Genomic DNA, 26,086 nt, shown 5'->3' with positions numbered 1-26,086 from the left:
CGTTATCGAAGTAAATGTTCAAATTCATTTGGTGAAACGTCTTGTTGGTGCAGAAGCAAATAGCGTCCAATTTTTAACGCAGTACGTTTAGCGTTAATTTTTCTTTCCTCTGAAGAAATTTCGTCTAAGTCTGCCACGTGAGCTAAGCCAATCGTACGTCGAATGATTTCACATCCTGCATATCCAACAGCATCTTGCCACGTTTGCGTTAAAATTTCATGTAATAAGCGCTCATCTTTAGCGAAAGGTTCAGTGCTTTCAGAATGCCAAAGCGCAGTAAAGGTATCTTTGAATACGTTCCATGTGTTCGTAATGTGTGCAAATAACGGTTCGCGATTTGTTTCTCGAGAAAGAGCATTTAAAAATAAATTCGCAACAAATTGCCCTAAATCGAATCCAAACGGACCGTAGAAAGCAAACTCTGGATCAATCACTTTCGTTTCTTGACTGCTAGCAAAGATGCTGCCTGTATGTAAATCACCGTGGATTAGCGTTTGCGCATTTGTTAAAAATTTATATTTTAATTTTGCTGCTTGTAGCTTTACATCACTATCATTCCACAATTCTTCTACATCAGGACGCAGCGCTTTTTCAAATTCATTTGTATCAATATCAAAAAAAGGATCTGTAAAAACTAAATCTTCCGTAATATTGCATAAGTCGGGGTTGCTGTACTTAACAACTTCTTCTTTTTTATCCTGAGGCTTTAAGGCGAAATCAGACGTTTTGAACGCAATATGTCCTAAAAAAGAACCGATATGCTGTGAGAGCAGAGGATAACTTTCACCTTGAATAAGTCCGGCACGAGAAATCGTTAAATGAGACAGATCTTCCATGACCGTAACAGCAAGCGTTTCATCGTGGTAATAAACAGCGGGAACAAGTTCTGGCGTAAATGCACCGAATTGCTTGAGCGCATTGCTTTCAATTGTGGCACGGTTCAAGGATAGAGGCCAGCTTTCGCCTACAACTTTTGCATAGGGAAGTGCTTGTTTGACGATAATGGATTTATTCGTTTGATCATTTATGATGTGAAAGACGAGATTTAAGTTACCGTCACCAATTTCACGGGCAGTCAGTGCTTCTGTAGCATCAAAAAGACCTAGCTTTTTCACAAGTTTGATTGCTGAAATTTCTGTTAAAGGCTGATACTTCTCTGTTTTTGTTGTTGACATCGGAATCCCTCCATAGTTTATTAAACTGATTCGTTTACTAAGTTAATAGGTTTAAGAATATATGGAGGCTTTTATAATTTTAGAAAATATAAAAGCCTCTTTCGTTGGAAAGAGGCTTGATTGTAGTGTTCAAACCTCTTATCTGCCAGAAAAAATTACTTTCTGTTGGAATTAGCACCGTGCCTTTGTAAAACATGTTTTACGGGTGTGATCCATCTTAGGATGGAATGACGGTCGGTTGCTGGGCTTCACAGGGCCAAATCCCTCAGCCAACTCTTGATAAGAGTACGATTACTTATTCAATTTTGATTTGTTTGAATATTTTATGATATCTGGTGAAAATCGTATCATGCAAAAAAACGGCTGTCAATACATAATTAATAAAATTCTGTACGGCGATCTGTAAAGACAGGAATTTGTTTACGAATTTCTTTTACAAGTTCCAGGTTAACGTCAGCACTTAAAAGTTCTTCGCTATCGCCAGCTTCAGCGATTATTTCTCCCCACGGATCGATGACTAAGGAATGTCCGGCAAATGTGTTATTAGGATCTTGGCCTACACGATTACACGCGATTACATAGCATTGATTTTCGATTGCACGGCTAATGAGCAGGGCTTTCCAGTGGGCAAGTCTTGGAGCCGGCCACTGAGCGACAACAAACAAGACTTCTGCTCCGCTGCTAGTATGAACCCGTATCCATTCTGGAAAACGAATATCGTAACAAATAACTCCTGCGCACAGTGACTGTTCAAGTGTAAAAAGATTTTTTGCTGTTCCTGCTTCTAAATACAGGTGTTCATCCATTAATTTAAATAAGTGCAGTTTACTGTATTGTGATACTTCACGACCTTTTCGGTCAAAAATATACATCGTATTCGTGACACCTTGCTCTGTTTTTTTCGCAATCGAACCTGCCACAATATTTACTTCGTTTGTTTTAGCAAACTGAGAGATTAATTGCTTGGCTTGCTGCCCTTCATCATCTGCAATTTCGTCTAGCCGAGTCAAATCATAAGCTGTATCCCATAGCTCAGGAAGCACAAGGATATCAGGGTTTTCTTTCAGGGCTTCCGTCATTTTTTGTTCGATATATTTTCGGTTTTTAGTTGGGTTTCCAAACGCAATATCAAGCTGTAAACACGTAATTTTTACACTCACTTTATCATCCGTCCTTTTTTTAGTAGTTGAAAAAAATGACTTTACAAGTTGAGTATTACAATATATTATTTGTGACTAGAATTTCAAGAATTTTTTGAGAAGGTGTGCGATGATGAAACAATTTGAGCAATCGGAACTATTAAAAAGTTTACCAAAACAATTTTTTGCATCACTTGTAGGCAAGGTAGGAAAAGTAATGGCCCAAGGGCACGACGTTATTAACTTAGGGCAGGGAAATCCCGATCAGCCTACTCCTTCACATATTGTAGAAACACTGCAAAAAGCAAGTGCTAATCCTATGCATCATAAATATTCTCCATTTCGGGGGCACCAGTTTTTAAAAGAGGCCGTTGCGACTTTTTATAAACGAGAATATGGCGTTGATGTGGATCCTGAAAAAGAAGTAGCTATTTTGTTTGGCGGGAAAGGTGGACTTGTAGAAATCCCGCAGTGCTTATTAAACCCTGGAGATACGGTGCTGGTTCCCGATCCTGGATATCCTGATTACTGGTCTGGAGTAGAGCTTGCAAAGGCAAAGATGGAAGTGATGCCGCTCACGGCTGAAAATCATTTTTTACCCGTATACGAAGAGATAAGTGAACGTGCTAAAGAACAGGCAAAGCTCATGTTTTTAAACTATCCGAATAATCCTACTGGTGCAGTAGCAACGGCAGAATTTTTTGAAGACACCGTGGCGTTTGCTGCCAAGCACGATATTTGTGTGGTACACGACTTTGCCTACGGAGCAATTGGATTTGATGGTAAAAAGCCAATCAGTTTTTTACAGACTCCTGGTGCAAAAGAGACGGGAATTGAAATTTATACTCTTTCTAAAACGTATAACATGGCGGGATGGCGAGTTGGATTTGCTGTAGGAAATGCAAGTGTTGTAGAAGCTATTAATCTTCTTCAAGATCATATGTATGTCAGTCTCTTTGGGGCGGTTCAAGAGGCAGCAGCCGCAGCTCTGTTAGAATCTCAACAATGTGTGAATGATTTAGTTAAGCGCTATGAATCTAGACGCAATACCTTTATTCAAGGGCTTCGAGAAATTGGTTGGGATGTTACATCTCCAGCGGGCTCCTTTTTTGCATGGCTAAAAGTTCCTGAAGGATATACTTCTGAACAGTTTTCAGATTTACTTCTTGAAAAAGCTCACGTTGTAGTGGCGCCTGGAGTAGGCTTTGGAACATATGGTGAAGGCTATGTGCGCGTAGGACTGCTGACGGATGAAGAGCGTATGAGAGAAGCCGTATCTCGAATAAAAAAATTAAATTTATTTTAAAAACGCATTGACAATCCTTTTTGAGTTGGCTTAATATGTAAGAAGTTAACGAGATTAATAACCGATAAATCCTAGCGGTATTTTTTATTTAGTATATAATCTATGAATTTAATTTAAATAAATAGCAACTTTCTTATTAAGAGTAGGTGGAGGGACTAGCCCGATGAAGCCCGGCAACCGACTTAACGCATGTTAAGCACGGTGCTAATTCTTGCAGCAGCAGCTGAGAGATAAGAAGAGCAACGAAAGCCTCTTCTTAATCACAGAAGAGGCTTTTTTATTAACGATATTAAACAGCAAGGGAGTTTTTAGCATAATGAGTGAAATCGTTGCAAGCTACTTACTACATGATAATAAAGGGAATTTTTATAAAAAAGCGGAAGGAATTGCTTTAGGACTAACCGTCGGCTCATGGACAGATCTGCCGCTTTTAGATCAACAGCAGCTTCAAAAGCATAAAGGGCGCGTCGTGTCCGTAACTGAGCTTCAAGATTGCGAACGTGTAAACGGATATTTAGGCGGAGAAATTAAGCAGGCAATTGTCAAAATTGCTTATCCAACTGCCAACTTTTCAAGAGATTTACCGGCTATTCTAGTTACAGTTTTCGGAAAACTATCACTTGATGGAAAAGTGAAATTATTAGACTTGGATTTTCCTGATGAATTATTAGCTCAATTCCCAGGACCGCGCTTTGGAATAGAAGGTATCCGAGAGAAACTAGGCGTTTATGACCGTCCGCTTGTGATGAGTATTTTTAAAGGCGTGATTGGAAGAGATATGACGTACTTAACAACTCAGCTGCGTGAGCAAGCGCTTGGCGGAGTGGATTTGGTTAAAGACGACGAGATTTTGTTTGATAGTGAACGAACACCTTTTGAAGCTCGCGTTACAGAAGGGAAAAAAGTACTGAATGAAGTATACGAAAAAACGGGACACCGCACGCTGTATGCTGTTAATTTAACGGGTCGAACGTTTGAATTAAAAGAAAAAGCGAGAAAAGCAGCTGAGCTAGGAGCCGATGCTCTTTTATTCAATGTATTTGCTTACGGGTTAGACGTACTGCAGGCACTTCGAGAAGACGATGAAATTAACTTGTCGATTATGGCACACCCAGCTGTTAGCGGAGCGCTTACGCCATCAGAGTTTTACGGTTTTTCAAATTCATTACTGCTTGGAAAGCTATTGCGTTTAGCCGGAGCGGACTTCTCTCTGTTTCCATCACCATACGGAAGCGTAGCGCTTTCTCTTGAAGATACGACAGGCATTGCCTACGAATTAACGCGTCCTGTATACAAATATAAGCAGTCTTTCCCGGTTCCTTCAGCAGGAATTCATCCTGGAATGGTACCGCAGCTTGTGAAGGACTTTGGAATCGACAGCATTATTAATGCAGGAGGCGGAGTTCACGGTCATCCAGAGGGAGCTATCGGAGGAGGAAAAGCATTCCGTGCGGCGATAGATGCAGTACTCTCTCATCAAACATTAGCCGAAAAAGCTGAAGAATCAAAAGAGTTGCAAAAAGCTTTGCAACTATGGGGAACAGTAGAGGTGAAAGCATGACATCGTTAAAAATCTTTTGTGACTTTGATGGAACAATTACAAATAGCGATAACATTATTGCTATTATGAAACAATTTGCTCCTCCGGAGTGGGAAAGTATTAAAGACGACGTGTTGGCACAGCGCGTCTCTATTCAAGAAGGAGTAGGGCAAATGTTTGCCTTGCTCCCCGTGGAATTAAAAGAAGATATTATTTCTTATATTTTAGAGACGTCTGCTATTCGAGATGGATTTGATGATTTTATTGCCTATACAAAAGAGCACCATATTCCGCTTTATATTGTAAGCGGAGGAATTGACTTTTTTGTAAAACCACTTTTGGGAAATCGAGTTGCAGAGGAAATGCTCTACTGCAACGGATCTGATTTTTCCGGTGAGCATATTTCCATTACGTGGCCTCATACATGTGATAAACAGTGTACAAATGACTGCGGCTGCTGTAAGCCAACGATTATTCACCATCTTGCAGATGAAAGAGATCATACGGTTGTTATTGGCGATTCCATTACGGATTTGCAGGCTGCCAAATTAGCTGATACGGTCATTGCACGTGACTTTTTAATTGAAAAATGTGAAGAGCTATCTCTACCGTATCGTCCTTTTTCTACTTTTTATGATGTAATTCATCATTTACAAGAATTAACAGAAGAGGTGAAAGCATGAGTATCATGGCTCAGCAAAGGTTGCATGAGCTTGCGGATATAAAAGATGAGCTGGCAGAGCGCGATTGGTTCTTCGGTACAAGCGGAAACTTAGCAATTAAAGTGGACCAAAATCCAACAACTTTCTTTGTATCAGCAAGTGGAAAAGATAAACGAAAACGTACAAATGAAGATTTTTTATTAGTTGATCAATACGGAAAGCCTGCAGAAGACACGCATTTAAAGCCTTCTGCTGAAACGCTTCTGCACGTTAAGATTTACAATTTAACGAATGCTGGGTGCAGCCTTCATGTACATACAATCGACAATAACGTGATCTCTGAACTGTACGGAGATGAAGGCGTTATTTCATTCAAAGGTCAAGAAATTATTAAGGCGCTAGGTATTTGGGAAGAAGATGCGGAAATTACTGTTCCGATTATTCCGAATTACGCAGATATTCCGACACTAGCAGAAGAGTTTTCTCATCATATAAAAGGCGATCAAGGCGCGATTTTGATTCGTAACCACGGGATTACGGTATGGGGGAAAAATGCATTTGAAACAAAAAAAGCGCTAGAAGCCTATGAATTTCTATTTAGCTACCACGTCAAATTACTGTCACTTAAAGGCATTAAGCCAAAGGTGCATTTATAAAAGGAGGAAACAACAATGGCGCACATTCGCTTACATGTAAACAATAAAAGAATTGAAACTCAAGAGGAAGTATCAGCTTTTCTGGCAAACAATGAAGTTATTTATGAAAACTGGGACATTACAAAACTTCCAGAAAATCTTCGTGAAAAATATGATTTAACTGATGAAGAAAAAACAGAAATTTTAAACGCTTTTGGTGAGGATATTAAAGATATTTCTGAACGCCGCGGTTATAAAGCTCAAGATGTTATCTCGTTATCGGAATCTACACCAAATATTGATGAATTGTTAAAAAACTTTCAGCGCAAGCATATTCACACAGATGACGAAGTTCGCTTTATTGTAAGCGGTCATGGAATCTTTGTTATCCAAGGAAAAGACGGCGAATTTTTTGATGTTGAATTAGAGCCGGGCGATTTAATTTCAGTACCAGAAAATATTCTTCATTACTTTACACTAATGGAAGATCGTAAAGTAGTCGCTGTCCGAATTTTCGTGACAACTGAAGGATGGGTACCTATTTACGCATAACAATTACTTGTAAAGCATAGGTCATCATCACCCCGCTTTTACATCTAAAAGCGGGGTATTCTTTGGATTATTATAAAACTAACTATTTTTATATGAATAATAAGTTTAATGGGAGGAACACCATGAAAAAGAGTAAAAAAATGCTGTGGCCACTTACTTTGCTCGTGCTTCTAGTCTTTGCGCTGGCTGCCTGCACGAAAGAACAGCCAAGTCTAAACGAGAAAGCACAGGCAGCTCCAGCGCAGCAAGCGGCTTCTGCTAAGCCTGTACAGCAAGAAGGAAAAAAGGTTACGAAAGATACAAAAATTGCGCTTATTTCTGAATTTACGTCAGGCACTCACGCTGCTCAGTACATAACAGGTGTGACAAAAGCGGCTAAAAAAGCAGGGGTACAGCTATCCGTTTCTGATTCAAACAATGATCAATCCAAAATGGCTGCTTATTTAGACACGGCTATTAACCAAAATGTTGACGGTATTATGATTGACCACGGCCGGGCTGAAACTCTTGAACCTGGCGTGAAACGCGCGATTGCAAAAGGAATTCCCGTTATTGCAACAGACGTAGAATTAAAAGTAGAAGGCGTTACAACAATTGACCAAGACGATTATATGCTTGCGCTGCAGGGTCTAAAACAAATGATGCAGGACATTAATGGAAAAGGAAACATTGTATATGCGTTTGTTGGAGGCTTTGCGCCGATGGAAAAGCGCGACAGCATTTATAAAATTATGATGAATCGCTACCCAGATGTAAAACAAATTGCTACGTTTGGAAGCGCAACGGACAACACCTCGTTAGACACACAAAATAAAATGGCAGCTGTGTTGAAGCAGTATCCAAATAAAGGAGACATCGCGGCCGTTTGGGCACCTTGGGACGAATTTGCAAAAGGAGTAACAAGAGCGATTAAAGAAGCGGGACGAGACGAGATTAAAGTGTACGGAGTGGACTTATCTGATGAAGATCTGCAAATGATGCAGGCAAAAAACAGTCCGTGGAAAGCGTCAGCTGCCGTAAATCCAGCTTCAGTAGGAGAAAAGCAAGTTGATCTGCTTCTTAAAAAGATTTCCGGTCAAGAGATTCCTCGCTACTATTCATTTGATCCGGTTTTAGTCAAACAAACAGACTTGCCTAATCAAACGATTAATATGGATCAGCTTAGTCAGTACGTAAAAGAATGGGGCAATAAAGAATAGAAATGGAGGGACAGATATGACGAATGAGCTTTCAATGAAGAACATTACAAAAAACTTTGGTTCTTTTCAAGCGCTGAACAAAGTTGATTTTACTGTTCAAAAAGGGGAAATCCATGCTTTATTGGGAGCCAATGGTGCCGGTAAAAGTACGCTGATGAAAATATTGTGCGGAGCTTACGATGAGTACGAAGGAAAAATATTCAAAAAAGGAGAAGAAATCTCCATTTCTTCTCCTAAAGAAGCTAAGCGCCACGGCATCGGCATTGTACATCAAGAAGTAGATGTAGCGCTGATTCCTTCGCTGTCAGTAGCTGAAAACATTGTGTTAGACGTGCAGACTTCTAATAAAAGTAAGACATTTGTAAACTGGAAATCTATTTATAAGAAAGCGGAAGAAGCTCTTTCTTTACTTGGCTCTTCTCTATCCGTTAAAAAAAATGTCGTTGACCTAACTCTATCAGAAAAACAGCAGGTGCTTATTGCACGTGCAATTGTACAGAATGTTGATTATTTAATTTTGGATGAACCAACCGCACCTCTTAGTGTGGAAGAGACGAAACAATTGTTTTCTGTGATGAGAGAGCTGAAGAAAAGCGGAGTAGGCATTATTTACATTTCACATCGCCTTCAAGAAGTGGTTGATATTTGCGACCGTTTAACCGTTTTAAAAGACGGACGCTATGTAGCTACAAAAGAAACTTCACATACATCGATTGAAGACGTGATTACGCTTATGTTAGGAACGTCTTCTGTAAAACAATGGGTCAAAAAATCAGCAGAAATTGGAAACGAACTGTTACATGTAGAAGCATTATCTCTTCCAGGGCGCCTTTCTAATATCTCTTTTCATGTAAAGGAAGGAGAAGTAGTCGGTATTGCAGGGCTTGTTGGAGCGGGGAAAACGGAGCTTTGCCGCAGTCTATTTGGTTTAGAACAATATGTGAGCGGCAGCGTGCGGTTAAAAGGCAAGAAACTAAAGTTGAATAAACAGCCTTATTATTATATTGCACAAGGTCTTTCTCTTGTTCCTGAAGAACGAAGAAAAGAAGGGATTTTTGTTCATGAATCCATTGCGGATAACTTAGTTTTGCCAAGTCTGTCCCGCTTTACAAATTATTCATTTCTAAAGCGGGGAAAGATCAAAGAAAAAGCGCAGAAAACGACTGGGCAAGTTGGCGTAAAGTCTCATTCTATCGAGCAGTCAGTTGGAACGTTAAGCGGTGGAAATCAGCAGAAAGTAGCAATCGGAAAATGGCTTGTTACGGACTCTAGCGTGCTGTTGTTTGATGAACCAACTAAAGGGGTCGATGTGGGCTCCAAACGAGAAATATTCGACTTAATTACAAATCTTGTGTCACAGCAAAAAGGCGTTGTTTATGCAACCTGTGAATTCGAGGAACTGCTAGGGGTAGCGGATCGAATTTATGTTATGTACAACGGGAAAATCGTGAAAGAATTATCCAAAGAAGAAGCAACTAGTGAAAAATTATTTTATTATACAGCAGGAGGAGTAAAAGGATGAGTGCGGAGTATGTAACAGAACCTGTAGCGAAACCAAAGAGAAAAATAAGCGTTTTCGACTTTTTTTATAAATATGGGACAGTCTTAATGATTTTTGTTATTATGATTATTTTCTCCATTGCCACACCTAACTTTTTAACAGGAGAAAACATTAGTGATATCCTGCGCTCTATTTCCATTGTTACCTTAATAGCGCTTGGTGTAACGATATCGTTAACCGTCAACGGACTCGATTTATCTGTAGGGTCTACGGCTGGGTTAGCCACTATTTTATCAGCCTCTATGCTTGTTTTACACAGACAAGAAATTGCAGTCGCTATTATTGTTCCGATTATTGCATCGCTTCTTATCGGGTTAATAAATGCTTTTTTAGTAGTGAAAGTAAAGATTCCTGATATTTTAGCCACTCTTTCCATGATGTTCATCGTACAGGGGATTTTATTAACGTATACAAAAGGCTCAGCTATTTATACCAATATGCCTTTACCAAGCGGAGACAGAGCTCCGGGAATTTTTATTCCATCTTTCCTTGCGCTGGGGCAAGGTCACTTACTAGGTATTCCTGTTCCTGTTATCATTATGCTGCTGACTGTGCTGCTTGTTCATATCGTTTTTTCCTATACGAAGTTTGGGCGTTTTTTCTACGTAACAGGAGGGAACATAGAAGCAGCAAGACTTTCGGGCGTACCGGTTAATCGTTACCGTATGTATGCCTATATGTTTTCAGGTTTGCTTGCTGGAATTGGAGGAGTCGTTTTAGCTGCCCGTATTGGAGTAGGAGAAGTAAACGCGGGTTCACCATTTTTAATGGATGCCGTAGCTGCTACATACATTGGCTTTTCCGTATTTGGAGCAGGGAAACCGAATGTATTCGGGACACTGATTGGCTCTATTTTAATTGGTGTGCTGTTAAATGGGTTAACGATGCTAAATGTTCCGTATTATATGCAAGACATTATTAAAGGAGCTGTATTAGCAGGAGCCTTGGCTTTAACATATTACCGCTCGAAACAAACATCTACGGCTGTGTAAACAGCCGTTTTTTTTCGTTTGAAATCGGGAAGAATAAGGAAAAACAATAGTATAGCTTATTATTTATGTAGAAAGAGGGAGTATAGATGAAACGTGTCGTCATTATAGGAGGAGTAGCCGCCGGAATGAGCGCAGCTTCACAGCTTCGCCGGATGAAAGAAAAAGAAGAAGTGGAAATCCTTGTGTTTGAAAAAGGTGGAGATATCTCTTACAGCGCATGTGGCATGCCTTACTATCTGTCAGGAGTTGTAAAAGAAAAAGACGATTTGATTGCTCGGACGAAACAAGAATTTGAAGAGCGAAACATCTCCGTCCATCTTTTCCACGAAGTTAAAGAAGTAAATCATACAAAAAAATACATAGTAGTGCAAGATGTAAAGACGTCAACGGAAAAAGAGATAACATATGATGAACTCATCATTGCAACTGGAACAACGGCTGTTAAACCCAATTTTATGAGTGATCACATGCCGAATGTATGCACATTAAAGTCATTAGAAGACAGCGAAAGAATCTATACATATCTACAGGCTCACTCCGTAGAGAAAGTCACCATTATCGGCGGAGGATATGTCGGAATGGAAGTAGCTGAAGCAATGAAGGCTTTGGGAAAAGAAGTACGGGTTATTGAACAGGGAAAGCAGATTCTATCTATTTTAGATCAAGAAATGGCAGAGCATTTACAAAAGCAGCTAGATGACGATATTTTATTTCATTTCGAAGAAGAAGTGGAAGCATTGCTGCATTCAGATGGTTCCATCACTCACGTTCAAACAAACCGTCAAACGTATCAAACAGATTTAGTGATTGTAAATGTAGGAGTTCGTCCGAATACGCAATTCTTAGAAAGAAACGGACTAAGGATGCTTGAAAATGGAGCTATTTTAGTAAATGAGAAGTTGGAAACCAACGTGCCACATATCTACGCAGCAGGGGATTGTGCAACGAGCTATCACCGCGTATTAAAAAAAGATGTTCATATTGCTCTTGGAACCATTGCCAATAAGCAGGGAAGGGTTCTTGGTTACCGATTAGGGGGAGAAAGTCGAGAATTTCCCGGTGTTATAGGTACAAGTATTGTCAAAGTGATGGACTATGAAATCGGAAAAACCGGCATTTCAGAAAGAGAAGCAAGAGAAAATTCTCTTTTATACAAAGCCGTCACAGCCGAAGCTCCGAGTCATGCTTCTTACTATCCAGGAGCTGAAAAGATTGTGATAAAACTTGTTTATCACCCTGAAACAAAAGAGATTTTGGGGGTTCAAATGATTGGGAAAGAAGGAGTAGCAAAACGAATCGATGTATTTGCGACAGCTATTACTTGCCGCCTCACAACAGATGAAATAACCATGCTAGATCTTTCGTACGCTCCTCCTTTTGCTACGGTATGGGATGCTGTACAAATTGCTGCTCAGAAAGCTGAATAAAAAAGAGGCTGGGACAAAAGTAGTTGAGTCCAAGTAAAAAACGAACCATTCATCAACCTGTTTGATGAGTGGTTCGTTTTTTTTGTGATGGTGCACATCGTTTTATTTGTTTCGTTCCTTCTAGCAGTTGATTGGAGGGCAAGGCGAAGACTCCTGCGGGAAAAGCGGAACAGGTGAGACCCCGCAGGAGCGAAAGCGACGAGGAGGCTCAGCGGCCGCCCGCGGAAAGCGAAGCCTTGCACGGAAATCAATTGCGGTGTCATAAGCAGTCCAGCTCATGTATCTCATTTGTTCGTCTTTCGATTAGATTTATTTCGTTATGTCTCAATCTTTTTTCGATTCGACAAGCAGCATCTTTTGTCGAAAAACAAGTTGTAAAAAAAAGATAAATGGTATTCCTATAGTAATGTAAGCGTTTGTAAATTCCGACAAAATAATTTTTTTGCAAAAAAAATGTCTATTATTGCGACTCTATTTACATATTTAGTAGAATTTGTAATAATGCGTTATAAGCTAATTTCTTTGTCATAGGAGAGGATTTTGTGTTTGGAGTGAGAAATAGAACGAAATCAGAGAGATTATTAGTAGAAATCGTCCAAAAAAGACAAAAGATGGTGCAGCTCGGAGAAGAAAAAGGTTTGACTAATGAAGAAACCGTTACCTGTAGTCAAGAGCTTGATCAGCTCTTACTCGTTTATCAAAAGCAGCGTTTAAAAGAAGAGGAAGAAAAGACATCGTTTGCCACACTGATTAGCCGCTTTTTATCTTTTTCAAAGCTGTAATGCAGGACAAGCATTCGGGATCGGGCAGTAAAACAATTATGCTGCCCGTGGCCTCTCTTCACTTTTAAAAAATGTTAATTAAAAAGATCATAAACAAAATACCAAAAATAAACGAATAAGTAGCAAATCTTTCGTTTCCATCGCCGTGACTTTCCGGAATCAACTCTTTATAAATAATAAAAAGCATGGCTCCAGCAGCAAAAGCTAATCCATATGAAACGAGAGAATCAACAAAATTAGTTAAATAAAACCCGAGTAAAGATGTTACAATCTCAACAGAGCCTGTAAGGGTAGCAATTAAAAATGCTTTTATTTTACTGATATTTTGCTGAGCTAAAAATAGCGCGACCAACAGTCCTTCAGGTGCATTTTGAAGACCGATTGCAAGGGCGATTAAGTTCCCTGTATTTTCAACATTTGAAGCGTAGCTAACACCAACAGACAGTCCTTCAGGAAGGTTATGCAAAGTAATAGCGGAAACAATTAAAAGTGCTTTTTCATCAAATTGAATGCCGGTTTTAGAATGTTCAAGGTCAATGTGAGGAATATTCTGCTCCAAGAGTGTTAATGTTACAACTCCAAGCAGTAAGCCAATTGCTAAGGAAAAAAATCCGCCGCTTTGAAGAGATTCTGGAATCAAGCTCATAGTAGAAGCAGCTGTCATAATACCTGCAGTGAGCGCAAGAAGTATATCTTTCCAGCGATGAGTGAGTTCTTGATTCAAAAACAGAATAGGCAAAGCGCCTACTCCAGTCGATAGCGCAGAAAGAATGCTTCCAATTAGTACCTCAGTCATAAACCGTCTCCTTTTACGTATTCTTCTTTTTATCCTCAATTCACATCGTTCTTTTAGTGTATGTTTTTTTGTTTTCTATGAGCATGACTATTTTAAAAATGAATAGCTTTATGCAATAACCTTACAAAAAAGTTGAACCAGTGAAGGTTCAACTTTTTAGGTAAAGTACAGCTCCTGAACTTGGTTAGCAATGTGCTCAAGCTTATTGGAAACTTGAGGAATGCCATATCCTACATACAAAGGAGATGTGGCAAAGCGAGGAATGATTTTCGCCGCAATTTTGCCGTTTTTAAGGTTATAAAAAAATAAGTTATAGCTCGTGCAGCTACGATGAAAATGATTTAATAAATAGTGAGCAGCCGTTTGAAGATAATCTGCAAATGTGTGCAGCTCTTTGTCAAGCTGATCCGTTATCACGTTAAATTCAAAAAAGCCCATTCTAGGTTTTACAGATAAATTAAATGTGACGTGTTCATTTTTGGCAATTGTGACTCCTTCAAACTGCTCGAGCTTCACATTTTCATTTACATCCATCTCATTTAAACCAATAATTTGCATATGAGGATGCCGTAACGACCCCCCAGACATAGGTCCATGGTTTTTGAAGAAAAGAACAGAAGCATATTCACCACTGTTCATCATCGATATCCATCGTTCAGTAGCAAAGCTCAGCAAGGTGTACAGATGTTCTTTTGGATAAATAGATAGTTCCGAAGAACACTCATCGGTCTCAATAATAACCGTCTGATAAGCATCTTGCAGAACGGGAAATTTATTTTTCAGCCAAATGATAGGTCCTTGTTTTTCAATAATGCCAGTAAGAGATTCTACGTCGCAAAAGGGACAGGGGTTTTGCCGGTTAACGATTGTTTCAGGCTTTTGTGAACCAATCGCGGAATTAAATAATAAATGGGTTGGTTTCATAATCATTCACCTTTTTATGTAATGGTCATATGTTTATTGTATTAAAAGCATATGTATAAATCCACTTATATACATTTTTTATCGAAAAAATTGTACAAGCGGAGAGAATAACCGATGAAATAAGTCTGCTTTGATTGACTTTGAAGGGAAATTTTAGTATTATCTTGATATCAAGATAATATTAAAGGAACTGATTAAAATGACGAATGATGTAACTAGAGAAGAGTTAGACCAATCTCTTAAATTATTTATTGTACTATCTCGTGCCAATCGTTCAATTAATGATCATGTGCATAAATTTATTCAACAGCATGGAATGAATCCAACTGAATTTGCTGTCCTAGAGTTATTGTATCACAAAGGTCAACAGCCTCTGCAGCAAATTGGCGGAAAAATTTTACTCGCAAGCGGCAGTATTACGTATGTAGTAGACAAGCTTGAGAAAAAAGGCTTCTTAGAGCGCGTTGCTTGTCCGAACGATCGCCGTGTAACCTACGCAGCGATCACTCAGCAAGGCAAGGAAATGATTGAAAGTATGTTTCCGAGTCATGAAAAAAGAATTCATGATATTTTATCCGTCCTGTCTAGCGAAGAAAAGGAAGTTGCTATTTCGATGCTTAAGAAACTGGGGCACTATGCAGATGAATTTTTACCGGAATCGACTAATTAATTAAGGAAAGCTCGTTTGTTTCTGTTGAACAAACGAGTTTTTTCTATGACTTCTTTCATAACCAATCGACATAAAAAATAAAAAGTGACAAAAAATTGAAATTAACAGGAATACAGCTGGATAAAAACGAATTAGGTTACATACAGACAATAGAGGAAGGGGTACAAATGATGAAATTTGAGAATTATACATATACGCGACCTGATATGAATGAAATTGAAAAGCAGTTTGAAAAGGCCATTACACACTTTACGGAAGCAGCGTCAGTCAGTCAGCAAAACGAGGCAATTCGTCTAGCAAATGATGCGTATTCCCAGTACAGCACAATGGGGAACATCTGCTATATTCGTCATTCTATCGACACAGCGAATGAATTTTATAAGGAAGAACAAGACTATTTTGATGATACACAGCCGCTTTTAGAAGGATATGTAGAGAAATTTTACAAAGCGTTAATCTCTTCGCCTTTTAAACAGCAACTAGAAGAAAAGTGGGGCAAGCAGCTGTTCTCTCTTGCTGAAATGCAGTTAAAAACGTTCTCTCCGGAAATAGTAAAAGAGCTTCAGGAAGAAAATAAGCTATCGTCTCAATATACGAAACTAGTGGCGTCAGCTAAAATTTTATTTGAAGGAGAAGAAAGAACGTTAGCTCAGCTCGATCCGTTTATGGAGTCACCTGATCGAGAAATGAGAAAAAAAGCAGCAGAAGCAAAGTTTCAATTTTTTACCGATCATGAAGAGGAATTTGATGATATTTATGACAAACTTGTAAAAGTGCGGACCAAGCTTGCTGGAAAATTAGGCTATAAAAATTTCGTAGAAGTGGGCTATGCTCGTATGTCTAGAATAGGCTACGATGCTGAAATGGTTGCCGCTTTTCGCAAACAAGTAAAAGAGTATATTGTTCCCCTTACTGAAAAACTAAAAAAGCGTCAGCAGGAAAGAATTCAAGTAGAGAGCTTAACTTATTATGATGAACCGTTTCAGTTTGAAACAGGAAACGCAGTGCCAAAAGGTGATGAAAAGTGGATTATTGAAAATGGACGGGTTATGTATAAGGAGCTTTCTAAAGAGACGGACGAATTTTTTTCATTTATGCTTGAAAATAATTTGATGGATTTAGTCGCTAAAAAGGGCAAAGCAGGCGGAGGCTACTGTACGTTTATTGAAGAATACAAAGCGCCGTTTATTTTTTCGAATTTTAATGGAACATCAGGGGATATTGATGTGTTAACGCATGAAGCAGGGCATGCTTTTCAAGTGTATTCCAGCCGAGATATGGAAACCAATGAGTATCACTGGCCTACGCATGAAGGAGCTGAAATTCATTCGATGAGTATGGAGTATTTTACATGGCCTTGGATGGAGTTATTCTTTAAAGAAGACAAAGATAAATACCAGTTTTCTCATTTAAGCTCAGGCTTAACTTTCTTGCCTTACGGGGTAGCGGTAGATGAATTTCAGCACGCTGTATACGAATGCCCTGAGATGACGCCTTCGGAACGAAAACAAACGTGGCGAGAAATTGAAAAGAAATATATGCCTTCTAAAAACTATGACGGCCATCACTATCTAGAAAGCGGGGGCTTCTGGCAGCGCCAGCTTCATATTTACACGTCTCCGTTTTATTATATTGATTACACGCTCGCTCAAATTTGTGCATTTCAATTTTGGAAAAAAGATCGAGAAAATCATGAACAAGCATGGCAAGATTACGTTCATTTGTGTAAGCTTGGCGGAAGTAAGCCGTTTTTAGAATTAGTAGAGGAAGCGAATTTGATCTCTCCATTCGAAGAGGGCTGCGTGCAGTCTGTAGTAGATGAAATTGAAAACTATTTAAATAGTATTGATGATAAAAAGCTATAAAAAAAGAGATTGAGACACAACAAAATCAATCCAATCTAAAGACGAACAAATGGGATAAACAATCTAGTATGAATCGCTTGTTACACCGCCGTTGATTTTTGTGCAAGGCTTCGCTTTCCGCGGGCGGCCGGTGAGCCTCCTTGGCGCTTATGCTCCTGCGGGGTCTCACCTATTCCGCTTTTCCCGCAGGAGTCTTCGCCTTGCCCTCCAATCAACAGCTAGAAGCACCTAGATTAAATCTACGTTCACCCTCATAATAAAAAATCCGAATGAGTTTGTTTCTTAATCAAGAAACAAACTCGTTCGGATCTTTCTTCAACTAACATACTTTTGTTCCAGCCTCTTTTTTAATGATTAATTTCTTGTTCCCATAAAGGAATCGTAAGGGAAACGCTGGTTCCTTCGCCAACAGTGCTTTTAATCTCAAATGTTCCTTTATGCTGATACAAAATGTTTTTAATCACAACAAGTCCAAGACCAGTACCTGAGGGCTTCGTGGTAAAAAAGGGCTTTTGAATGTGCGTAAGCAAATGTGAAGGAATGCCGACTCCTGTATCTTTAATGAAAATAGTAAGATCTTTAGTATGCTGAGTAACGTTTAAATGAATTTCTCCTCCGATAGGCATAGCTTCGAGCGCATTTTTCAACAAATTAATGAGTACTTGCTTAATTTGATTTGCATCACAGCAGATGTATGTATGCGGGGCTTCCACCTGCGTTTTAACTACGACATTTTTTAATACACATTCTGATTCATACAGAAGAATAACGTCATTTAAAATAGTAGAGAATGCATGCTTTTTCATAACCGTATCATGAGGTTTAGCGAGCAATAAAAATTCTCCAACGATTGAGTTAATACGATTCAGTTCACTAAGCATGATGGTTGTATAAGAATGATAGCGGCTGCTGTCTTCATGAATAAGCTGAATAAACCCATTCAGAGAAGTAAGCGGATTTCGAATTTCGTGAGCGATTCCCGCTGCCATTTCGCCGGCTAGAGATAACTTATCGGTTTGGCGAAGAAATTTTTCTGTTTCCTTCTCTTCGGTAAGATCGCGTGAAATACCAAAAAGCGCAACGACCTGTTTATCACGATTAAAAATAGGTGAAACAGTGCTTTCTACATCAATTATTTTTCCGTCTTTTCGCTTGTCCTGGGTTTCAAAGGCTACTAGCTTTTCTCCTTTTTTAACCCTTTCTAATCGGCTTTCAGCGTCGCCTTTTAAGCCGGCAGGAATAAATGGAATGGCTTTTCCCACAATTTCTTCAGCTTTCCATCCGTATATTTGCTCAAAAGCATCGTTTACTTTAATCACTTTACCGTCTAGACTGAACACGGCAATGGCGTCGCGATTGTATGTAAAAAAAGATTGTAAATACTCTTGAGCTGAATACAGTTCATCTTCAGTTTTGTTCATTTTGACCGTCGTAATAGCAATCAGTTTTTTAGAGAAATGAGCACAGTACAACAAAATAATCATTGTGATCAGCGTAAACAAAATGAAATAAACGATATCTAATTTCACGAAAGTCACAGATGTAAAAAGAGTGTTGCTTACATAAAAGTACAAAACAATTATTATGGACATTAATGTAGAAATTACAATAGCGACATAGCTATAATAAATAAAGCTAACAATAATTCCAAGAAACAAAAATAAATAATTAATAACAGCAGGTTCAATAGATGTCATGTACGCAATATAGGCATAATAGCATATAAAAAAAGAATACATAATGATAGCAGGATGAAAACAAAAGTAGTACATAGCCGTCACTATCAATAATAAAATTCCTCCGCTTATAAAAACAATCATATGAGGATCAGCTGCAATAAAGTGGTATAACACAATGTGGACAAAATATAGCAGCCAAAAAATAAGTAAAAGAATAAAATTCCGTTTTTTTATGAGGTTGTGTGATTCCATAAAAAATCCCTTTCTTAAATGGTGAATAATTTTATAGGAGAATAACTTTATAGTCAGCTAGTCGCACGATATAGTGATATATCACTCATATTAGCATAGTTACAACTGTGTGAATAGCTGAATTAAGCACTTAGACCAAGGAAGATAGATCTAGAATACAGCTAGTCATAAACTATTAAGGAAATATGAGGGGAATATGAACGAAATGAAGGGGATGTAAAGCTTTTGTGATAACCTTGTAAAAATGAACTTTTTTCTAATTGGATAGGCTATACTGCCAGTAGAGCCATATGAATGGTGACTACATAGAGGCTCAGATGATTCGAAGGGAGACGGTAAAATGAACAAAAGTTTATTAGTCAAGTTATTTGGATCACTTCTAGCAATTATGTTAATCACAGCATGCAACTCACAAACGGATGAAAAAGATGCCACAGAACAGCAAACAGAACAGTCGGATGATACTCAAGCGGAGGATACAACGACAGATGATTCACAGGAAACAATGAAGCAAAACGAAGCAGATGATTCATCTGGGGATAAAGCAGCTGATGATCAAGAAGAATCAACGGATAGTGCTGACGAAAAAACAGATGAAAGTAAATAAACGTAAGTATTTCTATAAAAAAAGCGACTCAAGTAGAGTCGCTTTTTTTATTAGTTTTGTACGGTGATTTCGCTTGCTTCATTTAACGTTACGTTCACTGTCGATACGTCTGCGTCATCTAAAAGTAAGTCTGTAATTCGATCTTCAAGCTGTTCTTGAATTGCTCGGCGGAGCGGTCTAGCACCGAATGCAGGGTGATAGCCAAGTTCAGCCAGTTTTTCTTTTACTTCAGCTGCTACGCTCAGCGTAATGTTTTGTTCTTGTAATGTTTCTTTTAATTCAGCAAGCATAAGGTCCACGATTTTAATCAAGTTGTCTTTTTCAAGATGATTAAATTCAATGATTGTATCAAATCGGTTTAAAAACTCTGGTTTGAAATAAGATGAAAGTGAATCTAAAACGGATGCCTGTTTAAGTGCGTCATTTTCTGCGTCAAACCCAACCGTAATTTTCTTTTCACCTACACCAGCGTTACTTGTCATAATGATAACTGTGTCTTTAAAGCTTACTGTGCGACCTTGACTATCTGTTAGACGTCCGTCTTCTAGAATTTGCAGAAACATATGCTGAACGTCTGGATGAGCTTTTTCAATTTCATCTAGTAAGATGATGGAATAAGGATTACGGCGTACTTTCTCTGTTAATTGTCCTGCCTCTTCGTGACCTACGTAGCCAGGAGGTGAACCGATTAATTTAGACACCGCGTGTTTTTCCATATATTCACTCATATCTAGACGAACCATAGCATCTTTTGAGCCGAATAGTTCTTCAGCTAATGTTTTGGTTAACTCTGTTTTACCGACACCTGTTGGGCCGACAAATAAGAATGAACCAATTGGGCGATGCTTCGCTTTCAATCCAGCGCGAGAACGTCGAATCGCTTTTGCTACTTTTTCTACAGCTTCCTGCTGTCCGATTACTTTTTGAGCTAAGTGCTCTGCTAAATGCTTCATTTTTGCTGATTCATTTTCTTGAAGTTTACCAACAGGGATACCCGTTTTCTTTTCAATAATTGCTTGAATGTCAGCGATATCGACATTCATTTTTTGCTGTTCTTCGTTTAGTTGTTTTTCAAGAGCAGCTTCTTCATCGCGCAGTTTTGCCGCTACTTCATATTTTTCATCCTTTAGTGCCTGCTCTTTTTCTTTTGTAATTTCTTTTAAGCGAGCGGCCGCGTCGTCTTTATTTGTAATGCCTGCCTGTAAGTTCATTTTTGAACCTGCTTCATCTAGCAAGTCAATTGCTTTATCAGGCAAGAAGCGATCTTGAATGTAGCGGTGTGATAAATTTACACAAGCGCGGATCGCTTCATCTGTATAGCTAACGCCGTGATAATCTTCATATTTACTTTGGATTCCTTTTAGAATTTCAACGGCTTCTTCTACAGACGGTTCGTGAACCATAACCGGCTGGAAGCGTCGTTCAAGAGCCGCATCTTTTTCAATGGAACGGTACTCTTTTAAAGTTGTCGCTCCGACTACTTGAAGTTCGCCTCGTGCAAGAGCTGGTTTTAAAATATTGCTTGCGTCCATTGAACCTTCCGCTGAACCAGCTCCTACAAGAAGGTGAATTTCATCGATAAATAAAATCACGTTTTTTCGCTGTTGAAGCTCAGAAATTAAATGCTTCATGCGCTCTTCAAATTGACCGCGCACGCCGGTATTAGCTACGAGAGATGCTACATCTAACAGATATACATCTTTATTTAGCAGCTTGGCAGGAACTTTTCCTTCCGCAATTTTTAAAGCTAACCCTTCAACAACAGCTGTCTTACCAACACCAGGTTCTCCGATTAGCACCGGGTTGTTTTTATTTCTTCTATTTAAAATTTCAATGACGCGCTCTACTTCTTCTTCGCGGCCAATAACAGGGTCAATCAATCCCGTTTTCGCAATTTGAGTTAAGTTTCGACCAAATTGATCTAAAAAGCCGCCGCCATTTCCTTGCTGTGGCTGCTCCGGTGCAGCTTGTTCGTGCGCCATTTGATTGAATAAATCATCGATGTTCATAAAGCCGCCACCTCCAAAACCTGATGGGATTTTATGTTCTTTCATTAGTGCTTGATAACATGTATGACATAAACGATATTGAGATTTTTGGTTATTTGTTTGTACATTTAATTGAATAGATGCTTCACGTTTATTACAGTTTTGACAAATCATTTAATTAGCCTCCCTAAATGATTTTAATCGAAGATCAGCAGGTGTTTGACCTTTCTTGACCTTTCGTAATTTTATTATACTTTGACCTTTTTTGACTTTCAAGTCTTTTGCTTAAAAAATTTTTGAAGGAAGTTCCTCGCTTATGTACAAAAGGCAGTACATTAAAAAAAGATGTGTTTTATGTGTACCCGTTCTATACATGTAAAAACATAAGAGGCATTTTGTACAATGATCTGCTTGGAGAGGGAATTAATATTAATAAGAAGAAAAGTGGAAAGATGAGTGCAGAGCCTACCGTTGGATAAAATAAGTTATTGACAGCAAGAAGGATAAAAATTATACTCAAGAAGGTTTGCACTTAACTGCATAAAAGCATAAAAGCATAAAAGCGTTTAAGTGAAAAAGAAAGATAGAAAGGGAATACCTCATGAAAAAAGAAATTTCATTTATACAATCAATAGCGGTGGTTTTGGTGCTATTAGCTATTATTTTTGTTTCATTATTTACGTTAAAGCTGCCGCCTCATATTCCGCTGATATTTGGTGTAGCATTTATTAGTGTGATTGGCTTTTTGTTGAAATATAAGTGGACAGAAATGGAGAAAGGGATTTTAGACGGTGTTAGACTGGGCATTAAGCCTATCCTTATTTTAATGCTGATCGGGATGCTTATTGCGATTTGGATGGTAGGAGGAACGATACCGACGATTTTATCCTACGGTTTCCACTGGATTTCACCGCAGTACTTTTTAATTAGTGCTTTGGTTATTACCGTATTAGTTTCAACATTCACGGGAAGTTCATTAACAACCGTCAGTACGGTAGGGGTCGCTTTATTTGGCGTAGGAACTGCTATTGGTGTACACCCAGGGCTAGCAGCGGGGATGATTGTTTCAGGAGCTGTGTTTGGAGATAAGATGTCTCCCTTGTCTGATACAACAAATTTTGCTTCTGGTATCGTTGAAGTCCCGCTTCCTAAACATATTCAGCACATTACGTGGACGACGGTTCCAAGTATTGTTATTACAGCAATCATTGCACTGGTAATCGGAATCAACGGAAATCAGGAAAGCGTCAATTACGGGGAAATTCAAGGAATTCAAGACGCATTAAAACATACGTTTAATTTACACGTGTTAACGTTGCTTTCTCCACTTTTAGTTCTTATTTTTTCGATGAGAAGAGTCGATGTACTGCCAACGTTAGTTTTAGGTATTGTAACGGCCATCATTACAGGAATGATTACACAGCATGAATTTACGCTGAGTCAATTGCTAGGGGTTCTTCAAAGCGGGCCGGCAGTAGAGTCAGGAAATAAAGTAGTGGATGCGATTGTGAATAAAGGGGGACTGCAGTCCATGATGTTTTCTATTTCCCTTATCATGATTGCCTTGTCGCTAGGTGGCTTGATGAGAGCCGTTGGAATTATTGATGCTTTGTTAGAAGGGTTAGCAAAACAAATTCGCCGCAGCGGAGACGTTATTTTTGCTACGCTTCTATCTTCAATTGGAGTGAACGTTATTACAGGCGAACAGTATTTATCGATTCTCTTGCCTGGACAGACGTTTAAGCCGCTGTATGAAAAGTGGAATTTAGATCCAAAAAACTTATCACGAACGCTTGAAGACGGCGGAACGGTTATTAATGCTATTATTCCGTGGGGTGTCAGCGGTGCTTTTATTTCAACTGCATTAAATATTCCCGCAGCTGACTATATTCCATTTACATTCTTTAGCATTCTCTGTCCGATCTTTTCAGTTATTTTAGCATATACAGGCATAGGCATTGCCAAGAAAAAAGCTCAGTCTTAACTGAGCTTTTTTTTTTTGGAAAAAGGACAGGTAAAAAACGACAAAAAAAGTATCATTCCACTTTTCAAATCTATAATTTAATAATACAATTTACTATACGTCTTTCTTGTTAATGTATTTGTATGAATTCTTATTTCTTTACAGATGAAGAAATTTGAGTTTTGCGGTATGATAAATAAGCTGTATTGGCGATGGGACGAATGCCCTTTTTAGCAAACATTTAAGAAGGGTAAAGCCAAATGAAAACACTCATTATAAAAGAGAAAAGATATTTATTGAGGAGAGGGTTTCTGTTGAAAAAATGGGGCATCATTGCATTAATCACTGTAGCTGTGCTCGGTGTGACAGCGGTTTTCAACCGAGCCGAAAGTGATGATGTAAATAAAGAAAAATTGAATTTATTATCGCCTTATTCAAATAAAGTAGATGTATATAGCATTACGTATCCTAGTGATAATTTAAAGATAAAAGGGTTTTTAGTACAGCCTAAAGACATTGCAGACAAACATTATCCGCTTTTAGTATATAATCGCGGAGGAAATCGCGAACATGGCATGATTCGCGCAAAAACACTGCAGTACTTATCATATTGGGCAAGTAAAGGCTACGTCGTGGTTGCGACTCAATACAGGGGAAATGGCGGAAGTGAAGGTACAGAGACGTACGGCGGTAAAGATATTGACGACGTGTTAAATCTTATTAAGTGGGGAGAACAGCTTCCTTATGTAAATCACCAGCAAAAGGTAGCGCTAGGATATTCACGCGGCGGCATGATGACGTATTTAACGATGAAAAACGGCGTTAAATTTGATGCAGTTGTCGTACAATCAGGTATTACAGACATGTTTCAATTCTATGATCAAAGAGGGCCTGAAATGAAACAAGTGCTGCGGACGATTGTAGGAGATCCGGCGCAGTATCCGGAGAGGTATAAAAGTCGTTCTGTTGTTTATTGGAGCGATAAAGTAAATTCACCTCTTTTGATTTTACAGGGTGATCATGATCGTAAAGTTCACCACACGCAGGCTGAAAAGCTTGTGAAACAACTAGATGAGCAGGGAAAAGAATACAAATATGTACTGTACAAAAACGGAGACCATCCGCTAACTGCATATTATGATCAGTATAACGCGGAAATTGATAAATGGTTTAAAATACATTTAGCTAAGCAGTAAAGAAATTGGAAGCAGTTTTGATGAATGGAAAAGAGCAGCTTGTTTGATCCTACTACATGTAAGCATATAAAGAGGGGATGAAGCAAAATGACTCAGTCTAAAAGTCAAAAAGAGCGTCAGTGGAATGTACGAAAACAATCACAAAACCCATCGCATGGAAAAGTAAAATCTTTTGAAGAATTATCAGAAGAAATCACGCCTAAACGTAAATAAGGTAACCATCATATAAAGAAAGACACAAAAAAGGAGAGCTGATGCTCTCCTTTTTCTATGTTTGTTTATGGATTTGTGGACCACATGCCCGCAGATTTGATAAAAATACGCGGATGCAGTTTTAATTGTGCGACCATAATTTCTGCTAAGTCTTCAGGCTGCATCACTTTATCAGGATTGCCATCCGTTAAGTTTTCTTTATAAGCTAATTCCGTTGCTACTGTACTTGGTGTTAGCGCTGTTACACGAATATTGTGTTTGCGCACTTCTAACGCTAGAGATTCAGTTAAGCCGAGCACGCCAAATTTTGAAGCGCTGTAAGCACTTGTAACGGGAGCGCCTTTTTGACCAGCAGTGGATGAAATATTGATAATGTCTCCACCATTTTTTTCGATTAATTGAGGTAGAACGGCGCGCGTTACGTAGTAAACGCCCATTAAATTCACATCAATGATTTGTTTCCACTCAGCTGGGTCTAGCTCTAAAAAGCTTCCGAATTTACCGATTCCTGCATTGTTGATTAAGATATCCGTTGCCCCTAATTTTGTATGTAGATGCTCAACTGCTGCGTTTACTTCTTCCATAGAAGAAACATCTGCTGTTGCATAAGCAACTTGTACATCAAATGCTTCTAGTTCAGAAGCAACAGCCTTTAAATCTGCCTCTGTACGAGCAATTAAACCGATATTTACGCCTTCTTTTGCTAATTCAATCGCAGTTGAACGACCGATGCCTTTTCCTGCTCCTGTAATAAGAGCTACTTTGCCTTTAAGTGATTGTGCCATGTATAGACTCCTTTCAATGTTCCGCATAAACATTCTTCATAATAACAAAGAATTATCCATTACTATCCTATAGAAATGCACAAATGATGTCAAAAATAAAGATTATTAAAATGGCTTCAAGTATAAATTTCCTTTTCATACAAAAACTATAGCGACTAAAAAGAAGAAATTCCGTTTC

At 38.7% G+C, this 26,086-nt stretch carries 25 protein-coding genes and 2 riboswitches; of the genes, 17 read left to right on the top strand and 8 right to left on the bottom strand.

Annotation, left to right across the window (positions count from 1 at the left end; translation table 11 throughout):
• Positions 1–2: 2 nt before the first annotated feature.
• Entirely contained in the window at positions 3–1,175 is a 1,173-nt protein-coding gene (gene mtnK / locus AC3WJG_RS10430) for an S-methyl-5-thioribose kinase (protein WP_028407887.1), read from the bottom strand.
• A gap of 135 nt (positions 1,176–1,310) precedes the next feature.
• A riboswitch (SAM riboswitch) is annotated at positions 1,311–1,461 on the bottom strand.
• Between the two features lie 91 nt (positions 1,462–1,552).
• Positions 1,553–2,335, bottom strand: coding sequence for a carbon-nitrogen family hydrolase (locus AC3WJG_RS10425; RefSeq protein ID WP_013055956.1), 783 nt, complete (start codon positions 2,333–2,335; stop codon positions 1,553–1,555).
• Positions 2,336–2,447: 112 nt separating this feature from the next.
• Here AC3WJG_RS10425 and AC3WJG_RS10420 point away from each other — a divergent pair, with 112 nt between their 5' ends.
• The 11 genes from AC3WJG_RS10420 (at position 2,448) to AC3WJG_RS10370 (ending at position 12,970) form a co-directional block, all read left to right on the top strand.
• Positions 2,448–3,620, top strand: coding sequence for a pyridoxal phosphate-dependent aminotransferase (locus AC3WJG_RS10420; RefSeq protein ID WP_098779205.1), 1,173 nt, complete (start codon positions 2,448–2,450; stop codon positions 3,618–3,620).
• A gap of 130 nt (positions 3,621–3,750) precedes the next feature.
• Positions 3,751–3,857, top strand: a riboswitch (SAM riboswitch).
• A gap of 79 nt (positions 3,858–3,936) precedes the next feature.
• A complete protein-coding gene (gene mtnW, locus AC3WJG_RS10415; protein ID WP_492588202.1) occupies positions 3,937–5,181 on the top strand; it encodes a 2,3-diketo-5-methylthiopentyl-1-phosphate enolase in 1,245 nt (414 codons plus the stop codon).
• Positions 5,178–5,843, top strand: a complete 666-nt coding sequence (locus AC3WJG_RS10410) for a 2-hydroxy-3-keto-5-methylthiopentenyl-1-phosphate phosphatase (RefSeq protein ID WP_337133434.1) — start codon at positions 5,178–5,180, stop codon at positions 5,841–5,843. The genes mtnW and AC3WJG_RS10410 overlap by 4 nt, the downstream gene beginning before the upstream one ends.
• On the top strand, positions 5,840–6,478 hold the full coding sequence (locus AC3WJG_RS10405; RefSeq protein ID WP_028407891.1) for a methylthioribulose 1-phosphate dehydratase: 639 nt from the start codon (positions 5,840–5,842) through the stop codon (positions 6,476–6,478). Before AC3WJG_RS10410 ends, AC3WJG_RS10405 begins: the two co-directional genes overlap by 4 nt.
• Positions 6,479–6,493: 15 nt before the next feature.
• Complete coding sequence (locus tag AC3WJG_RS10400) at positions 6,494–7,009, top strand: 1,2-dihydroxy-3-keto-5-methylthiopentene dioxygenase (RefSeq protein WP_013082223.1); 516 nt, start codon at positions 6,494–6,496, stop codon at positions 7,007–7,009.
• A gap of 122 nt (positions 7,010–7,131) precedes the next feature.
• Entirely contained in the window at positions 7,132–8,208 is a 1,077-nt protein-coding gene (locus AC3WJG_RS10395) for a sugar ABC transporter substrate-binding protein (RefSeq protein WP_060746714.1), read from the top strand.
• Positions 8,209–8,224: 16 nt separating this feature from the next.
• On the top strand, positions 8,225–9,730 hold the full coding sequence (locus AC3WJG_RS10390) for a sugar ABC transporter ATP-binding protein (RefSeq protein WP_337133433.1): 1,506 nt from the start codon (positions 8,225–8,227) through the stop codon (positions 9,728–9,730).
• The gene (locus tag AC3WJG_RS10385) at positions 9,727–10,761 is read left to right on the top strand and encodes an ABC transporter permease (RefSeq protein ID WP_028407894.1); all 1,035 of its coding nucleotides are present in this window, start codon (positions 9,727–9,729) and stop codon (positions 10,759–10,761) included. Before AC3WJG_RS10390 ends, AC3WJG_RS10385 begins: the two co-directional genes overlap by 4 nt.
• 86 nt (positions 10,762–10,847) lie before the next feature.
• The gene (locus AC3WJG_RS10380; protein ID WP_060746717.1) at positions 10,848–12,188 is read left to right on the top strand and encodes a CoA-disulfide reductase; all 1,341 of its coding nucleotides are present in this window, start codon (positions 10,848–10,850) and stop codon (positions 12,186–12,188) included.
• Between the two features lie 127 nt (positions 12,189–12,315).
• Entirely contained in the window at positions 12,316–12,453 is a 138-nt protein-coding gene (locus AC3WJG_RS10375) for a hypothetical protein (RefSeq protein WP_165573317.1), read from the top strand.
• 277 nt (positions 12,454–12,730) lie between these two features.
• Positions 12,731–12,970, top strand: a complete 240-nt coding sequence (locus tag AC3WJG_RS10370; RefSeq protein WP_013082228.1) for an aspartyl-phosphate phosphatase Spo0E family protein — start codon at positions 12,731–12,733, stop codon at positions 12,968–12,970.
• A 64-nt stretch (positions 12,971–13,034) separates the two neighbouring features.
• Here the strand turns inward: AC3WJG_RS10370 and AC3WJG_RS10365 are convergent, their stop codons facing one another.
• Positions 13,035–13,766, bottom strand: a complete 732-nt coding sequence (locus AC3WJG_RS10365; RefSeq protein WP_016763389.1) for a ZIP family metal transporter — start codon at positions 13,764–13,766, stop codon at positions 13,035–13,037.
• Positions 13,767–13,922: 156 nt separating this feature from the next.
• Positions 13,923–14,690, bottom strand: coding sequence for a DUF4931 domain-containing protein (locus AC3WJG_RS10360; RefSeq protein ID WP_028414160.1), 768 nt, complete (start codon positions 14,688–14,690; stop codon positions 13,923–13,925).
• Between the two features lie 199 nt (positions 14,691–14,889).
• On the opposite strand from AC3WJG_RS10360, the gene AC3WJG_RS10355 reads away from it, so the two are divergent.
• Together AC3WJG_RS10355 and AC3WJG_RS10350 are read left to right on the top strand one after the other, a co-directional pair.
• A complete protein-coding gene (locus AC3WJG_RS10355) occupies positions 14,890–15,360 on the top strand; it encodes a MarR family winged helix-turn-helix transcriptional regulator (protein WP_028407897.1) in 471 nt (156 codons plus the stop codon).
• Positions 15,361–15,530: 170 nt separating this feature from the next.
• The gene (locus AC3WJG_RS10350; RefSeq protein WP_492588304.1) at positions 15,531–17,225 is read left to right on the top strand and encodes a M3 family oligoendopeptidase; all 1,695 of its coding nucleotides are present in this window, start codon (positions 15,531–15,533) and stop codon (positions 17,223–17,225) included.
• An 80-nt stretch (positions 17,226–17,305) separates the two neighbouring features.
• Here AC3WJG_RS10350 and AC3WJG_RS10345 read toward each other — a convergent pair whose 3' ends face one another.
• Together AC3WJG_RS10345 and AC3WJG_RS10340 are read right to left on the bottom strand one after the other, a co-directional pair.
• Positions 17,306–17,440 carry a hypothetical protein gene (locus AC3WJG_RS10345; protein WP_255256572.1) on the bottom strand — a complete coding sequence of 45 codons (135 nt, stop codon included), beginning with the start codon at positions 17,438–17,440 and terminating at the stop codon, positions 17,306–17,308.
• 132 nt (positions 17,441–17,572) lie between these two features.
• On the bottom strand, positions 17,573–19,156 hold the full coding sequence (locus AC3WJG_RS10340; protein WP_337133431.1) for a PAS domain S-box protein: 1,584 nt from the start codon (positions 19,154–19,156) through the stop codon (positions 17,573–17,575).
• Between the two features lie 340 nt (positions 19,157–19,496).
• On the opposite strand from AC3WJG_RS10340, the gene AC3WJG_RS10335 reads away from it, so the two are divergent.
• The gene (locus AC3WJG_RS10335) at positions 19,497–19,763 is read left to right on the top strand and encodes a hypothetical protein (RefSeq protein WP_337133430.1); all 267 of its coding nucleotides are present in this window, start codon (positions 19,497–19,499) and stop codon (positions 19,761–19,763) included.
• Positions 19,764–19,813: 50 nt separating this feature from the next.
• Here AC3WJG_RS10335 and AC3WJG_RS10330 read toward each other — a convergent pair whose 3' ends face one another.
• Entirely contained in the window at positions 19,814–21,925 is a 2,112-nt protein-coding gene (locus tag AC3WJG_RS10330; RefSeq protein WP_337133429.1) for an ATP-dependent Clp protease ATP-binding subunit, read from the bottom strand.
• Between the two features lie 427 nt (positions 21,926–22,352).
• Here AC3WJG_RS10330 and nhaC point away from each other — a divergent pair, with 427 nt between their 5' ends.
• The 3 genes from nhaC to AC3WJG_RS10315 all read left to right on the top strand — a co-directional run bounded on the left by nhaC (position 22,353) and on the right by AC3WJG_RS10315 (position 25,123).
• Entirely contained in the window at positions 22,353–23,735 is a 1,383-nt protein-coding gene (gene nhaC, locus AC3WJG_RS10325; protein WP_028407901.1) for a Na+/H+ antiporter NhaC, read from the top strand.
• Positions 23,736–24,028: 293 nt separating this feature from the next.
• Positions 24,029–24,910: an alpha/beta hydrolase family protein gene (locus AC3WJG_RS10320; protein ID WP_014461062.1), complete on the top strand. Its 882-nt coding sequence runs from the start codon at positions 24,029–24,031 to the stop codon at positions 24,908–24,910.
• 87 nt (positions 24,911–24,997) lie between these two features.
• Entirely contained in the window at positions 24,998–25,123 is a 126-nt protein-coding gene (locus tag AC3WJG_RS10315; RefSeq protein WP_013082238.1) for a DUF6254 family protein, read from the top strand.
• Positions 25,124–25,188: 65 nt separating this feature from the next.
• Here the strand turns inward: AC3WJG_RS10315 and AC3WJG_RS10310 are convergent, their stop codons facing one another.
• Positions 25,189–25,908: a 3-ketoacyl-ACP reductase gene (locus AC3WJG_RS10310; RefSeq protein ID WP_013082239.1), complete on the bottom strand. Its 720-nt coding sequence runs from the start codon at positions 25,906–25,908 to the stop codon at positions 25,189–25,191.
• Positions 25,909–26,086: the final 178 nt, after the last annotated feature.

It is taken from the genome of Priestia sp. FW507-14D1A (assembly GCF_058781295.1).
This window is presented reverse-complemented; position numbering and strand designations above follow the sequence as displayed.